Here is a 14,786-nt window from a genome sequence, read left to right as displayed (position 1 = left end):
CGCCTCCTTATCACAGATCATCCGGACCTCGTCCGCCCTTCAGCTGATTCAGGCCGGCGCCGGGATCCTGGCAACGCACCAGCGCTTCACCCACCAGCACGGCGTGCACCCCATTTTTCTGCAGTTCCAGGATGTCCTGATGATTTTTGATGCCACTTTCAGAAACAACTGTAATTTGATCATTATTTATTAGATCTCTCAGGTTGAAAGTCACCCTGAGATCAGTTTCAAAAGTATTCAGGTTGCGGTTGTTGATGCCGATAACGGTTGCACCGGTCGACAAGACATCAGTCAATTCGGATTCCGTATGTACCTCCACCAGGCAAGACAGGCCTAACCCGGCAGCTGTTTCCTGAAACTCAACCAGTTGTTCCCGGTTGAGCGCCGCAGCAATCAACAGGATGGCATCAGCCCCAAGAACACGTGACTCATAAATTTGGTAAGAGTCAATAATAAAGTCTTTTCGTAAAACTGGTATGCTCGTAGCCTTTTTCACCAGCGTTAAATGGGTCGGGTGACCGAGGAAAAACTTTTCTTCGGTTAATACCGATATCGCGGACGCTCCTTCGCGTTCATAGGCCCGCGCCAGTTGCTCGGGTGCGTACTGGCGGCGGATAATGCCCTTTGAAGGCGAAGCTTTTTTAGCTTCGGCAATTATCGCCACTTGCCCGGGCAAACGCAGCGCCGGGCCAAACGGGCGTGGTGGAGGCAGCGTCGGTATTATCGCTTGTAAAGTCTCTATTGATGTTTCTTCCTTAATCGCAGTCAGTTCCAGTTTCTTGTTTGCAATAATTTTTGATAAGATCAATGAAAGGCCACCTTTATAATTCAGGCATTCAGAATTCGAATATTCCCGAACGATATACCATTCTTTTATTTATTCTGACTCCTGGCAATATCTCTTTAGTTGCGAGTTAAAAAGTTTTGTAAGATTTTATGCCCATGCTCCGTCAGAATTGATTCCGGGTGAAACTGAACACCTTCCACAGCGTACCGCCGGTGGCGAATACCCATCACTTCGCCTTCCTCGGTCCACGCGGTCAGTTCAAAACAATCCGGCAGGCTTTCCCTTTCAACGATTAGAGAATGGTATCTGGTCGCGGTAAAAGGAGAAGGTATTTCGTGAAAAAGCGATCCGCCGTCATGATGATGAATAGGCGAGGTTTTTCCGTGCATCAGCCGGTTCGCCCGCACCACTTTGCCGCCGAAGGCCTGCCCGATAGCCTGGTGGCCGAGGCAAACCCCCAAGATTGGCACAACACCCGCGAAATGCTCGATTACCGCCAGTGATATGCCGGCTTCGCCGGGAGAACAGGGCCCGGGAGAGATAATTATATGATCCGGGCCAATTCTTTCAATCTGACCACAGGTTATCTGATCGTTGCGGTAAACCCGGACATCTTCACCAAGTTCACCCAGATACTGCACTAAATTATAAGTGAATGAATCATAATTATCAATCATTAAAACCATTTATCCAACCTCCCCGATGGTATTCAACAGCGGGCGGGCTTTATTCATTGTTTCTTCATATTCTTTTTCCGGGTCTGAGTCCGCCACTATTCCCGCGCCGGCTTGAACATAAGCGCAGCCGTCATGGATAACCATAGTCCTGATGGCGATTGCCGCGTCCAGGTTCCCGGTGAAACCCAGATATCCGACCGCGCCGGCGTAGATCCCTCTCCCGTCGGGCTCTAATTCATCAATTATCTCCATGGCCCGCACCTTGGGCGCCCCCGTGACCGTACCCGCCGGGAAACAAGCACGCAAGGCGTCATAGCAGTTATTGCCGGATGACATCTTTCCTCTCACATTTGACACTATGTGCATAACATGAGAAAATTTTTCGATTTCCATAAAACGCGGCAATTCGATGCTTCCCGGCCTGCATACCTTGCCGATGTCGTTGCGTCCAAGGTCCACCAGCATCAAGTGCTCGGCTCTCTCCTTCTCGTCGCCCAGCAATTCCGCCGCCAGCGCCCCGTCCGCATCCTTGTCCCTGCCGCGAGGCCGGGTGCCGGCTATGGGGCATGTTTCCACAATACCGTCTTCCACTCTTACCAGCATCTCAGGCGAAGAGCCGATTACCTGGAACGCGCCGAAGTCAAGATAGTAAAGGTACGGCGAGGGGTTGACAGCCCTCAGTTTCCGGTAAACATCAAACGGCTCCCCCCGGAAAGGAATCCGGAAGCGCTGGGACAAAACCACCTGCAGGATATCCCCCGCCTTGATGTATTCCTTCGCCCGCGCCACCTGCTTGATAAAATCTTCCCTGGTCATGTTAGCTTCAAACGGGGCGGCAGTAATGTTTTTAAACCTGCTGTCCTCAAACGAAATATTACTTTTTACCGCGTTGATCACACTCTGGAGCTTGAATTCAACCTGGTCATATGTTTTTTCCGCTTCTGCACCCGGCATACTGTTGACGATTATTTTTAATGTGTGCTTGACATGGTCGAAAATTAACACCGTACCGGCAAAGATAAAGCCGCTCTCCGGAAGGTCAGGCATATTCTTTCGGGTTATATTTATCCTTTCAAAATACCGGACTATTCCATAACCCAGGTAGCCCACCGCGCCGCCGAAAAAGCGGGGCAAAGCTTCTCCCCCGTAGACACGATAACTTGAAACAAGCTGTTCCAGGCTTGCCAGAGGCGAGCCGGTTACTTCTTTAACATCGCAGCCGCTGGTTATCCGCGACTCGTCTCCGTCGGATGTAAAGATGAGGAAAGGATCAATACCGATAAATGAGTACCGGGCCAGATTCTCGCCGCCCTCAACACTTTCCAGCAGATAAGACGGACCTTTTGCTGATATTTTTTTAAAAATGCTGATTGGTGTGTCCATATCGGCGTTAATTTCCAAACAAACCGGAATCAGGTCATATTTTTTGCTCAATAGCAAGTAATCCTGTCTGCCCGGGACGTTCAAAAAATCTCCCCCCTTTAAAAAAGCAAAAACCGGCACTCCAATGAGTACCGGTTAATTTTAGAAATAATTGTACCCGCGACTCATCTCAGCTCAACTTATCCTTTTCTCAACTCACCTATCCTTGACTATAACCAAATTAGCACAGTGAAAACTAAGTGTCAAGCATTTTTTACAACAGGGCCAAGCATAATCTACAAAGAATATCCGCATTTTCAATGTAAATGTCTATGATGAATATCCGGTGTATGTGGATGCTCGTGCTCCAGTTCCTCATGTATATGCCAATGAGTATGTTCCTTATTTTTTTCCCCGTCATACTCATGAGCATGCTCATGAATATGATGGTTATCATCATGTGTATGTCTATGAGCATGCTCAAGCCTTTCATGCTTATGGACATGTACATGATCCTCCCAGAGAATAAAAACGGTACCGACTATCATGACCGGTAATGAAAGAATTAAATTCACTTCCGGCCGCTCTCTGAATAAAAGCAAGGAAATTATTGTACCAATAAAAGGGGCAGAGCCGAAAAAAGCACTTGTTCTGGCAGCTCCCAGACTGCGCATGGCAAATATAAACATGATAATGCTTATGCCGTAACTGAAAAAGCCAAGAATAAGTGATGCTAAAACAATTTTCAGGCCGGGAATGCTGTTACCTAAAAATAAAGCAATAATAAGTGAGACAGTACCTGCAGCTATGCCTTTTACTATAACAATTGCCACAGGGTCTTTAGCTGAAATATTCCTCGTAAAGTTATTATCCATTCCCCAGAAAGCGCATGCTGCAATAACTCCCACTGCACCAATAGAAAAACCCCAGGCTCCATTTATGTCCCACGTTAAGATAATACTGGCGCAAGTTATTAGCGCAACCGCAGCCCATACCCTTTTTCCGAGTGCTTCCTTGAAAGCTACTGCTGCAATAACAGTGGTGGCAGCCCCCTCAAAATTCAATAATAATGATGCTGTTGCTGCTGGAGTGTTATTAAGGCTTATCATCAATATAATTGGCGCCGCCACCCCACCGGCCAGTATTGCGCCTGTGAGCCATGGCAAATCCTTTAATGCGAGATTTGCTTCCTTGGCAATTTGCTTTATTGCAAACTTTTGTATCAATCTGAGAAATAATAAGCCAAAGCCGCACCCAAGGTATAAAAGTGCCGCTAACAAGACTGGTTCAATATTGCCTAAAAGAAATTTAGCCAAAGGAGCACTTATTCCGAATAAGACAGCAGCGATTATAGCTTGCAATTTGGGAAAAATATTTTTCATAGCTCATTTAGCGTTTGGAACGGCCCTGTGTCCAAGTCCGATGGCCACCTCGTCCAGATGCAGCAAGCCTACACCGAAGAACACCGCTACGCTGATATGGTCGTCTTTTCGCGCAATTCCGATTTTTCCGCCGACATTAAGCCCCATTGCCTTGGGTATCAGCTGGGACAACGCTTCCCTGGCCGCTCCCGCAACCGCTCCTTCGTCAGCATGCATCTCTTTGATCAAACCCTCGCGTTTGGAGGCCACCACCGCCCGTTCAATCATCTTATTTACAGACGAGACAAAATCTCCCCCGCAATCAACAGCCGCTGTTTTAATCCCTTCATTAGAAAAACGCGCCTTATATTCCTTCTCCTGTTCCCTGCTCTCGGTCATTGCCATCTCAATAGCTATCCGCGCTATTTTCCGGCTTCCGTGAAGGATCATGGCATACACCTCCTGTCCCATGAAAATAACAAGTGAATTCAATATAACATTATCTTAAATTATATTTCCTTTCCAACCACAAACGAAAATCCTTCATTTCCTCATAAATTTTAAAGAGAATTCTTTCGATATCATTGTGGCTCAGTGATATTGAGGCCGGATCGAGAACTTCTATTTTCCGGAAATCTTCCCTGGCGATAAAACGAATAATATTCTCCAGACTATCAGCTTTTATCGTAAGCACCAGAGGGGCATAAGCAACTTCAGAGTTGGCTATGTCATCGTAAACTGTGTAAACCTCTGTACTGACGTCAATATCAATAATATGAATTCCTTGCATCGGCACGTTGCGGAAAAGAGTAAGCTGTTGCTCCCTGGCCTCCTCCGCCGCTTTATCTGTAGTTTTTCCGCCAAATAAAAAGCGTCCAGTCCTGCCTGTGCCTTTAAAATCAAGACGAACCTTGACCAGAATCCCATTTCTATCAACGCCGTCCCCACTCTGGATATTTGACAAAAAAATCTCCTCCTAAGTCTTTAGGTGCGCGCATGGATTAGGTAATTCTACTCGAACAACTAAAATCCTGCTTAACGCAAGGTGATCTTTGTAACAATAACCCTTGCTGCAACAACCATGCCTTTTTATAATATCCGGGGTTCTTTGCCCAGACCGGCCGATTTTTTTAGTAAGGCCAATTCCTTGGCGCTCAGGCTGCGGTATTGTCCCGGGCGCAAGCCTGCCAGGCTGATGTTGCCCACGCGTGTGCGCAGAAGCCTTAACACCGGATGGCCGATGTTCTCGCACATGCGCCTGATTTGGCGGTTGCGGCCCTCGAAAATGGTGATTTCCAGGAGGGCATTTCCTTCCGAAACCTCAGCCAGGTTAATCTTTGCAGGCGCTGTCGGTCCGTCTGCCAGGATAAGACCGCTGGCCATTTGTTCCAAGTGATTATATGCGGGTATTCCGGCCACTCGGACCAGGTAAGTTTTTGGTATATGATGCTTGGGATGAGTCAAGGCATATGTCAAGTCACCGTCATTAGTAAGCAAAAGCAAACCTTCACTGTTATAATCAAGTCTGCCAACCGGGTAAACACGCCCGTCAAAACCATCAAGCAAATCTGTTACTTTTTTTCTGCCCTTCTCATCGTGCAGCGTGCTCACATATCCACGGGGTTTATACAGTGCCAAATAATATTTATCATCTGTGAGCGACAACGTCTCGCCGGCTACAACGACCTTATCTTTGCCCGGCTCTATCTTGGCGCCAAGTTTAGTGACAACTTCTCCGTTCACCTTAACCATGCCGGCAACGATCATCTCTTCGCACCGCCGCCTGGATGCGACCCCGGCCCGTGACATAACTTTTTGAAGGCGTTCCAGCTTAATTCACCATCCAGTATAAGCACCGGCAAAAAATAAGAACATCTTAGATTTGATGTCCTTTTAAAAGTTTATATAACAAACTAAATTTTGTCAAATAATTGAACATTCCATAACATTACCCGTTTCTCACAGCTTTCTCCCATCTAAGCCGGTACCGCTTAAATTGAACAGAATCGAAGGCGGCCCGCCGTTTATCCATACGACCTCCGCTCCGGTTAGATTCCCCCAATCCTCAAGCGGCAGCCAAAAATTACAGTTGCTGTTTGTCAGGCAAAAGGGAGCCTCGTTAAGTTGGTATTCGGCATTATCTATTGTTGCCATTTTATTTCCTTCGGCAAAACTAATCAACTGATTATTTATCCGCACGGCGGCAGCGCTTCTTCCTCCCTGCGCCACGTTTATCTCCGGGGAGAGGCGCAGCAAATCGCTCATTTGTTCTAGCGAGATGAAGGAAACATCATCTTTTTCCAACGCGACCAGGCGTGTTTGTTCAATGTTTTCCGGCCAACTTGAGCCCGGCTCTTTAACTAAAACAGCCACGTCGATCTTTTTCAAAGGTTTTCTTTCCCACAGTTCAGCCCAAAGACGGCGGCCGTTGTCTTCTTCTTCATGCAAACCGGAATAAATTATTACTGAATGCGGGAGATTGTTGATAAATCTTAAATCCATCCAACCCCAGCTCACACTGGCGTCAGTGCCGGCGGGAGTATATGCTACGGGCAGATAGTGCGGGTGCCTTTCCAATATTGTAAAGCCGGCATCCCTGGCCACCTGGAAGAGAACAGTGGACGTGCGGCAAACACCACCGCCAACCGTTAAATTTTCTAAAATGTCGTGGCCGACGATAAAACCTCTTTGCCTCGTTCTTTCCCCAACCACTTTGTTGAACGAAAACTCCTGATCAGGCTCTAGAACAAAACCGTTCACATAATCCGCCGCCACGCCGGCATTATAAACGTTTGCGTATTCACCGTAAAACAGAATTGAGCTGGATGATATCTTTTGGTTTAAAAATAAATCTGACTCTGAAAATTCACACTGCCTGACATTGACAGGAATTATCTTTAACGGAATTGATCCCGGGTCAGGCAAATTCCCCGGCGCGCCAATCAGCAACGCGTTAAGTCTATCGTCCCAGCCCACCGAGTATCCCAATTCTTCAGCCACCCACTTGGCGGGAAGATAAACACGATTATCTTTAAGAATTGGGGCAACATCCATCCTAAAGCTTTTTTCATTTACAAACATAGTACTGCTGTTTACAACAAGTTTTATTTTTTTATTCTCTGTTCGCAATTCCACAATTTCCCCGGCAGCGTCCCAAACAACATTTTTTTCGTCCAGCCCCAGAGCATATGCAAGGTAGCGCAAAGGTATCAAAACTCTCCCCTGCACGGTATAAGGCGCCGCATCCATCTGAAAAACCGCACCGTTTAACATGTAACTTTGACTGTTAACCACAAAAACGGCCTTGTTTGATGGTGCGGCAAATGCCGGACCTTTGCCGATAACAATTAAACAAAGACAAGTTAATAAAATTAAACCACATCTTTTCAACGACACACTCCCCTTTTTCACATTATTAAACAACATAAGTCCCACCATTACGGCAATAACATAGCTTTAAAGCAAACATAACAACTGAATAGTATTATAATGCTACTGGTAAATAATGTAAATAATTTTTTTTTTTGAATATCTCTTAATATTAGCAGCATAACCCTAATTATTGCTGTAAAGTAGCTAATTTAAGAAGTTAACAATGTGTCTTAAAAAAAGGTGCGCACTATAAATACTGATGCAACCAGGGTAGTCAAATCGGAAATTAAACCTAAAACTACCGAATATCGATACTTTCTTACTCCTACCGACCCGAAATATAGAGTCAGTACATAAAAAGTTGTATCGCAGCTGCCCTGCATGGTAGATACCAGACGTCCCAGAAAGCTGTCCGGGCCGTATGTTTTAATAATATCTGACGCGATGCCGAGCGCAGCTCCGCCTGAAAGAGGGCGCATGATGGCATGCGGCAGCACCTCAGTCGGCAGGCCGACAATATTAAGCACCGGGGAAAGCGTGGCAACCAGCACCTCCATCGCTCCCGAGGCGCGGAAAATACCTATTGCCACAAGCATTGCCACAAGATAGGGAATCGTCTTGATCGCTGTGGTAAAACCTGCTTCCGCTCCGTCCACGAAAGCTTCGTAGACTTTAACCCGGCGGAGGGCGGCAATCAGGGGCACTACCAGCAGGATCACCGGTATGGCCCAGCGGGACAACTCGGAGATAATATCCAGCATTCCGCTATCCCCTTCTGCCCGTGTAATAAAACCGCAGCAGGCGGTCGACGAATACTGCCGCCACCATGCTGAAGGCCGTTGCCATAATTGTCGGCCCGACGATATCTGTCGGGTCGGCCGAACCGTATAAAAGACGAATGCCGATGATTGTAGTGGGAATCAGTGTAACGCAGGAAGTATTCAGGGCCAGAAAAGTGCACATCGCTTCGGAAGCGGTGTCCTCCCGGCCGCGGTTTAATTTCTGAAGCTCACGCATGGCAATTAAACCCATGGGTGTTGCCGCGTTGCCCAAACCCAGGATGTTGGCGCTGAGATTCATGACGATAGCGCCCATAGCCGGGTGGTCTTTCGGCACGCTTGGAAAAAGAAAACGCATCACCGGCCGTACCAACCGGGCCAACAGGCGAATCAACCCGGCCTCTTCGGCCAGCTTCATAATACCCAGCCAAAAAGTCATGATGGCAATTAGACCAATCGATATTTTTACAGCGTCGTTGGCGCTGTCCAAGGCGGCCTTGGTTACTATTTCAATATTGCCCCTTGCTCCGGCCGCTAAAATTCCCAAGACGATCATTCCAAGCCAGACAAGATTTACCACGCCGCCACCTCCGCGCGAAAATAATATCTACAGTTACTTTATGACACGGAGTGGACAAATAGTACAAATGATGGAAGCCGGGTTATCGCATACTGCAAACCGACTTTAGCCAATTATCCCGTTAATCACTTTGTTCACATTCCTAACCGCGCACATCTTGCCGCACATGGTGCAAGTGTCCTTGTCTTCCGGCTGCGATTCAGCGCGGTACAGCCTGGCTTTTTCCGGATCAATGGCGAGTTTAAACATCCGCTCCCAATCAAGGTTGCGCCTGGCTTCGCTCATGTCGTCGTCCCACCGCCGCGCGTCCTGGATTCCTTTGGCTATATCGGCGGCGTGAGCGGCAATCCGGGAGGCGATAATACCCTCTTTCATATCACCAAGTGTAGGCAGCCGCAGGTGCTCCGCCGGGGTCACATAGCAAAGGAAGTCGGCGCCGCCGGCGGCGGCGATGGCTCCGCCAATGGCGCTGGTGATGTGGTCGTAGCCGGGGGCTATATCTGTCACCAGCGGCCCCAGCACATAAAAAGGCGCGCCGTGGCACAACTTCTTTTCAAGGAGCATGTTCGGCAGAATTTCGTTTAACGCCATATGGCCGGGTCCTTCGATCATTACCTGAACGTCTTTTTCCCAGGCCGCTTTAGTCAATTCACCGAGGACAATCAACTCCTGAATCTGGGCGGCGTCGGTCGCGTCCGTCAGACTGCCCGGCCGGCAGGCGTCACCAAGGCTGACCGTCACATCATATTTCCGGCATATGTCCAGCAAGTCGTCGTAACGCTCATAAAAGGGGTTTTCACGGCTGTTCAATTTCATCCAGGTATAGAGAAGCGCGCCTCCTCTGGAGACAATATTGGTGAGTCTCTTGTTTTTCTCGAACCTGACGGCTGTTTCTCTATTAATCCCGGCATGAATGGTCATAAAATCAACGCCGTCCTTGGCGTGCTGTTCAACCACCGCCAGGAATTCATCAGCAGTGATTTCTTCCAGTTCTTTGTCATAAAAATTAACCGCATCATATACCGGCACCGTACCGACGGCAGCCGGTGATATCCCAATCAGCCTGCGCCTGAATTCCGCCGTCTTTCCATAACAACTGAGGTCCATAATGGCATCGGCGCGCAGTTCCACAGCCCACTTTACTTTTTCCATTTCAGCTTCCATATCGCAACAGTCGTTTGACACGCCGAGATTAACGTTAATCTTGGTCTTAAGGCCCTGGCCGATACCGCACGGTTCGAGGCCAGCATGGTTCCTATTGGCCGGTATGACCACCTTGCCCGCGGCGACCAATTCGCGTAAAGCGGCAACCTCCACATGCTCCTTTTGGGCCACCGCCGTCATTTCATTGGTAATGATTCCTTGCCGGGCGGCGTCCATTTGGGTAGTATAATTCACTGATTTAAACCTCCTTCTGTTTGAAGACTGCCCTGAGAGCGCTTACTTTTTCGTAAATATTTTCAGCTCCCACTATTTCTGTTACCAGCGCGATGCATTTAGCGCCCCTATTGCTCACTTCAGCCGCGTTATGCTCCTTTATCCCGCCGATGGCTACAAAAGGCAGCTTGATGTTCTTTACCACGTAATCCAGGTATGACAAACCCACCGGCGCGCAGACATCCTTTTTGGTTTTTGTGGCGTAGAGCGGGCCCACACCGATATAATCGACCCCGGCATTGACGGCGGCTTCAGCCTGGGCCGGCGAATGGGTAGAAAGCCCGATGATTATTCTTCCGCCGGTCAATTCACGAACTTTATCAGGGGGTAAATCATCTTGCCCTAAATGCACGCCGTCCGCGCCCACCATCATGGCCAGGTCGACATGATCGTTGACAATAAAGGTAACTCCGGCATCCGCGGTCATCCTTCTGATTGCCAGACAATCCGCGTATTTCCGGCGCATTGTCTTTTCTTTCTCCCGGTACTGGATTACTTTAATCCCGGACTCGATCATCAGTGCGGCCACCTGGATATTGCTCCTGCCCAGGGAATACTCTTCAGCGGTGATCCCGTAAATATCCGCTTTCAGCAAGTTGGCCAGGCCGCGCTTAACGCCATCTCTTTCGCCCCTCTCAAAGCTATTGCTCACCGGCACGTTAAACCACCTGCCAATCCTTGTACACGGGCTGATAACCTTGGGAATACAACATATCCGCCATTTCGGCAACACCGCGACTGTCCCATATTTCAAACTGGCCGGTGGATTGGCTGTTGGAACGGCCGCCCACAGCCGTACAGGAACCGGCGGACATTTTCGTGGCGCCCAGCTTAACCAGACGTTCTCGCAATTCCGCGCTTTCCCTTGTGGATATTGTAATTCCGCTTCTAGGCATAAATAACCTGAAAGCCAGCACATACTGGACCAAGTTTTTATCAGTTACCGTGACGAAGGGCTGGTACTCCCCGGGGTATGGCCTGATGCGCGGCGGCGAAATACTCACTTCCACGGCAGGATACACACTTTGCAGATAGTCGGCGTGCAGGCCGGTAAAAAAAGCCTCTGCGCGCCATTCATGCAAGCCTAAGAGCGCCCCGACATTAACCGTCCTGCTCCCGGCCCGGCAAGCGCGCTCCGGGGCTTCCAGCCTGTAGCGGTAGTTTCGCTTAGGTCCGGCCGGATGGATTTCCGCGTAAACATTTTCATCATATACTTCCTGGTATATAGTCAACCCATCCACACCGGCGGAAATCAGCTCATGATATTCTTGTTCCTCCAGCGGATAAATTTCTATGCTGATAGAGGTAAAATATTTTTTCAGAACTTCAACACATTCCCTGATATACTTCACCGGAGACTTTTCCCTCGATTCACCGGTGAGGACAAGAATGTGCTTCAGCCCGGTCGCGGCAATCATTTTAGCCTCCGCGTCAACCTCACCAAGGGAAAGCTTTTTTCTATCCAGCCCGCTGTGCACCCGGAATCCACAGTAAACACAATGGTTGACACAATAGTTGGCCAGGTAAAGCGGAGTATAGAGCAAAACCACTTTCCCGAAGTGTTGGACAGTAAGGCTGTGAGCCTTTTGCGCCATTTTTTCCAAATGTCCTTCAGCCTTGGGTGATAATAACGCAAGGTAGTCTGTTTCAGTCAAACGATTCTTGGCAAGTACTCTTTCCACGTCCCTGTCAGTAACACTCGCGAAATAACCGTCAAAATCAAACGCATCATATTTTTTGCGCACCAAATAAAAACTCATAAGCTCATCTCTTTTCTCAATCAATCAAAAAACCGGTCAGGGGTGACGAAGCACTGGCGTATTGCCGTGTTGCTCCAGGTCCGGCAAGGTAGGCCATACGCCCTGCTCTAACAGCCAGGCCGAAAGCGCGGGCCATGGCCACCGGGTCGCCCGCGGTAGCCACGGCTGTGTTCACCAGCACCGCTGCCGCCCCCATTTCCATGGCTTCCGACGCTTCCGACGGGCGGCCGATTCCGGCGTCAACAATAACAGGTAATGGTATCTCTTCGATCATGATCCGCACCAGTTCTCTTGTTCTCAGCCCGCGGTTGCTGCCGATCGGAGCGCCCAGAGGCATGACCGCCGCCGCGCCCGCTTCCACCAGTCTCTTCGCCGCAGCCAAGTCCGGGCTCATGTAAGGAAGAACCACAAACCCTTCGGCAGCCAGGATTTCTGTTGCCTTAATAGTTTCCAAGTTGTCCGGCAGCAAATACCTGTTGTCAGTGACCACTTCGATCTTTACCCAGTCGCCGTACCCCGCCGCCCGGGCCAGCCTGGCGATGCGCACTGCCTCCCCGGCGTTCCTCGCGCCGGAGGTATTGGGCATCATGATACAATCGCCGGGCACAAACGAGGCGATGTTTTCTTCTTCATATCCCGGATCGACCCGCCTGAGCGCCACGGTAACCACCTGCGCGCCTGAAGAACGCACGACCTCAGGGATTAATTTATTGGGCGAAAACTTGCCGGTTCCGAGAAACAACCGGCTGGTTAATTCCCGCCCGCCGATTTTGAAAACGTCTGCCATTACGTGTCAACCTCCCCCCACCATTCTCAAGATTTCCAGCCTGTCATTTTCTTTTAATAAGACATTTGGCCAGGCTTCGCTTTTCACCAGTTCGCAGTTATATTCCACGATAATGGTTTCCGGGTTGATTTTTTTTAGAGAGATTAATGCTGCCACTGTAGTGCCCTCAGGTAAAATTTCATCCTTCCCGTTTAATATTATCCGCATAACTCTTCACCCCCATAAAAAACAATAAGACTGCTCACCACGCCAGGCAAGTAGTCTTTTACTGTGCTTAAACTAATCACAAGCACAATATCAGCTTCCCTACGACGGCATTATCCGCATCAGGTTCAAAGGGTTGAGACTGCTCTCTCTCAGCCTTGCGGCACCCCCAGCTACCATATTCAATTTATAAATCTAGAAAATTATAGATTAAACAATTGCTTTTGTCAACTAATGAGAGACAAGGGTTATTTAGAAAAATGGTCATAGCCGCCGCGCTGGAGCGGAACAACCGCACCACCGGCTTTTTCCAGAATGACATCAGGCGGACCGGTTATTACACCCACCTGATATACTTTAATTCCGGCCGCGCCGGCGGCACGTTTCATCTTTTCCTTAACGTCCGCGCTAACTGTAAAAACCAGCTCAAAATCTTCCCCGCCGAAAAGAGCCCAGTTAACCGGGTCAAGTCCCGCGCAAGCCGCTGCTTCCCTGACGCGCGAGTCAACCGGTATGCTTGTTTCCCTAATCAAACAACCGACACCGCTGGATTTGCAAATTTCATGCATTTCACTGGCAAGTCCGTCACTGATGTCATTCATTGCAGTAACACCGCAGCCGGCCAGAAAACTGCCCGCCTCTAATCTGGGCCTGGGAACGGCATGCGCCTGCCGGCAATAATCAGCCGACTGCGGAGAACAAGGCAGTTCGGGGTTCTGAAAGAGATAAAGGCCGGCCGCGGAAGCGCCCAGTGTGCCGGTAACATAGACAGAGTCACCCGGACGGGCGCCGTCGCGATACACCGCCCTACCCGCCTCGACCTCACCGAGCAAAGCTACGTTCAGCACCAGGCGCTCCTGACTGCTCACCGTATCGCCCCCCACTAGATTGACACCGTATTCCCCTGCCGCCCCCTTAAGACCCTGGTAAAGATCAATAATTTCCTCAGGCTTCAAACGGGCAGGTATGGCTGCTGAGATCACTGCGTGAGTCGGGCGCCCCCCCATGGCGGCAATATCGCTCACGTTCACGGCGAGCAGCTTCCAGCCGACTTGACTAAGCGTACAGTAATTCAAAGAAAAATGTATTTCTTCCACCATCATATCCGTGGTAAACAGGAGCCATTTATCCCCGTCCGCCTCAAGCACGGCGGTGTCGTCGCCCACTCCCTTGACAACTCCCGTTCCATAACTGAAATCGCGGGTTAATAAATCAATTAAGCCGAATTCACCCAACTGAGCTAAATTCATACAGATCCCCTCAAGGCATTTTTTTAAGCATGTCCTGTTCAAGGTCGTAAATTTCAAAGCGTATTTTCTTGAATTCTCTTGCCTCTTGCGCCGCGAATATTTTACAGAATTCCTCAAGCACGCGCGCGGCTTCTTGTACACGCTTAAAATTTGCCGCGGTAAGCGACATTAAATCACTCCTGGCTTTTTCACCCGGCGTCCAGGAGCTTGCTCCGACATCTCCCGCCGCGTCTCTAGCCCGGATCAATTCAAGTATTCCCCCGGGCAGCTCGCCAGTTACCGCAGCGACCCGGTGCCGCGTATCTTTTAATTGGGCCGTCATTTCGGAATCTTTGAGGATGAAGCGGGCTATCTCTTCCAAAACTCGCAGGCCTTCCCTGAGCCGGTTTAAATTAGCGTCTATCACCCGGTAGACATCCCGCATTTACAC

Annotated in this window: 17 protein-coding genes and 1 riboswitch; all 17 genes read right to left on the bottom strand. The window is 49.3% G+C overall.

The window, feature by feature from the left end:
• Nucleotides 1-10: 10 nt before the first annotated feature.
• Entirely contained in the window at nt 11-808 is a 798-nt protein-coding gene (gene trpC, locus A4E54_RS15170; protein ID WP_286726612.1) for an indole-3-glycerol phosphate synthase TrpC, read from the bottom strand.
• A gap of 95 nt (nt 809-903) precedes the next feature.
• Nucleotides 904-1,473: an aminodeoxychorismate/anthranilate synthase component II gene (gene pabA, locus A4E54_RS15165; protein ID WP_240083359.1), complete on the bottom strand. Its 570-nt coding sequence runs from the start codon at nt 1,471-1,473 to the stop codon at nt 904-906.
• Nucleotides 1,474-2,931 (bottom strand): anthranilate synthase component I, encoded by a 1,458-nt coding sequence (gene trpE, locus A4E54_RS15160; RefSeq protein ID WP_240083360.1) that lies wholly within the window; start codon nt 2,929-2,931, stop codon nt 1,474-1,476.
• 212 nt (nt 2,932-3,143) lie between these two features.
• Nucleotides 3,144-4,208 carry a DMT family transporter gene (locus A4E54_RS15155; protein ID WP_286726611.1) on the bottom strand — a complete coding sequence of 355 codons (1,065 nt, stop codon included), beginning with the start codon at nt 4,206-4,208 and terminating at the stop codon, nt 3,144-3,146.
• A 3-nt stretch (nt 4,209-4,211) separates the two neighbouring features.
• Entirely contained in the window at nt 4,212-4,637 is a 426-nt protein-coding gene (locus A4E54_RS15150; protein ID WP_240083362.1) for a HutP family protein, read from the bottom strand.
• Between the two features lie 49 nt (nt 4,638-4,686).
• Nucleotides 4,687-5,151, bottom strand: coding sequence for a hypothetical protein (locus A4E54_RS15145; RefSeq protein WP_240083363.1), 465 nt, complete (start codon nt 5,149-5,151; stop codon nt 4,687-4,689).
• A 125-nt stretch (nt 5,152-5,276) separates the two neighbouring features.
• Nucleotides 5,277-6,017 (bottom strand): pseudouridine synthase, encoded by a 741-nt coding sequence (locus A4E54_RS15140; RefSeq protein ID WP_282442327.1) that lies wholly within the window; start codon nt 6,015-6,017, stop codon nt 5,277-5,279.
• Nucleotides 6,018-6,146: 129 nt separating this feature from the next.
• Nucleotides 6,147-7,577: a VanW family protein gene (locus tag A4E54_RS15135; protein ID WP_286726610.1), complete on the bottom strand. Its 1,431-nt coding sequence runs from the start codon at nt 7,575-7,577 to the stop codon at nt 6,147-6,149.
• 212 nt (nt 7,578-7,789) lie between these two features.
• Complete coding sequence (locus A4E54_RS15130; RefSeq protein ID WP_240083366.1) at nt 7,790-8,320, bottom strand: spore maturation protein; 531 nt, start codon at nt 8,318-8,320, stop codon at nt 7,790-7,792.
• Between the two features lie 4 nt (nt 8,321-8,324).
• The gene (locus tag A4E54_RS15125) at nt 8,325-8,918 is read right to left on the bottom strand and encodes a nucleoside recognition domain-containing protein (protein WP_240083367.1); all 594 of its coding nucleotides are present in this window, start codon (nt 8,916-8,918) and stop codon (nt 8,325-8,327) included.
• Between the two features lie 105 nt (nt 8,919-9,023).
• Nucleotides 9,024-10,316, bottom strand: coding sequence for a phosphomethylpyrimidine synthase ThiC (gene thiC, locus A4E54_RS15120; protein WP_286726609.1), 1,293 nt, complete (start codon nt 10,314-10,316; stop codon nt 9,024-9,026).
• Between the two features lie 4 nt (nt 10,317-10,320).
• Nucleotides 10,321-11,007 carry a thiamine phosphate synthase gene (gene thiE, locus A4E54_RS15115; protein WP_502687947.1) on the bottom strand — a complete coding sequence of 229 codons (687 nt, stop codon included), beginning with the start codon at nt 11,005-11,007 and terminating at the stop codon, nt 10,321-10,323.
• 7 nt (nt 11,008-11,014) lie between these two features.
• Nucleotides 11,015-12,115, bottom strand: a complete 1,101-nt coding sequence (thiH, locus tag A4E54_RS15110; RefSeq protein WP_240083370.1) for a 2-iminoacetate synthase ThiH — start codon at nt 12,113-12,115, stop codon at nt 11,015-11,017.
• Between the two features lie 16 nt (nt 12,116-12,131).
• Nucleotides 12,132-12,902 (bottom strand): thiazole synthase, encoded by a 771-nt coding sequence (locus A4E54_RS15105; protein WP_240083371.1) that lies wholly within the window; start codon nt 12,900-12,902, stop codon nt 12,132-12,134.
• Between the two features lie 6 nt (nt 12,903-12,908).
• On the bottom strand, nt 12,909-13,109 hold the full coding sequence (gene thiS, locus A4E54_RS15100) for a sulfur carrier protein ThiS (RefSeq protein ID WP_240083372.1): 201 nt from the start codon (nt 13,107-13,109) through the stop codon (nt 12,909-12,911).
• Between the two features lie 79 nt (nt 13,110-13,188).
• Nucleotides 13,189-13,287: riboswitch (TPP riboswitch) on the bottom strand.
• 67 nt (nt 13,288-13,354) lie between these two features.
• Nucleotides 13,355-14,356, bottom strand: a complete 1,002-nt coding sequence (gene thiL / locus A4E54_RS15095; RefSeq protein ID WP_240083373.1) for a thiamine-phosphate kinase — start codon at nt 14,354-14,356, stop codon at nt 13,355-13,357.
• Between the two features lie 10 nt (nt 14,357-14,366).
• Entirely contained in the window at nt 14,367-14,780 is a 414-nt protein-coding gene (locus A4E54_RS15090) for a hypothetical protein (RefSeq protein ID WP_240083374.1), read from the bottom strand.
• Nucleotides 14,781-14,786: the final 6 nt, after the last annotated feature.

It is taken from the genome of Pelotomaculum sp. PtaB.Bin117 (assembly GCF_002067195.1).
Classification (GTDB): domain Bacteria; phylum Bacillota; class Desulfotomaculia; order Desulfotomaculales; family Pelotomaculaceae; genus Pelotomaculum_D; species Pelotomaculum_D terephthalicicum.
This window is presented reverse-complemented; position numbering and strand designations above follow the sequence as displayed.

Coding starts and splice junctions, on each gene's coding strand:
- A4E54_RS15155 (WP_286726611.1), bottom strand. CDS start 4,208: ATGAAAAATATTTTTCCCAAATTGCAAGCTATAATCGCTGCTGTCTTA.
- thiS (WP_240083372.1), bottom strand. CDS start 13,109: ATGCGGATAATATTAAACGGGAAGGATGAAATTTTACCTGAGGGCACT.
- A4E54_RS15150 (WP_240083362.1), bottom strand. CDS start 4,637: ATGATCCTTCACGGAAGCCGGAAAATAGCGCGGATAGCTATTGAGATG.
- A4E54_RS15105 (WP_240083371.1), bottom strand. CDS start 12,902: ATGGCAGACGTTTTCAAAATCGGCGGGCGGGAATTAACCAGCCGGTTG.
- pabA (WP_240083359.1), bottom strand. CDS start 1,473: ATGGTTTTAATGATTGATAATTATGATTCATTCACTTATAATTTAGTG.
- thiL (WP_240083373.1), bottom strand. CDS start 14,356: ATGAATTTAGCTCAGTTGGGTGAATTCGGCTTAATTGATTTATTAACC.
- thiH (WP_240083370.1), bottom strand. CDS start 12,115: ATGAGTTTTTATTTGGTGCGCAAAAAATATGATGCGTTTGATTTTGAC.
- A4E54_RS15130 (WP_240083366.1), bottom strand. CDS start 8,320: ATGCTGGATATTATCTCCGAGTTGTCCCGCTGGGCCATACCGGTGATC.
- A4E54_RS15090 (WP_240083374.1), bottom strand. CDS start 14,780: ATGCGGGATGTCTACCGGGTGATAGACGCTAATTTAAACCGGCTCAGG.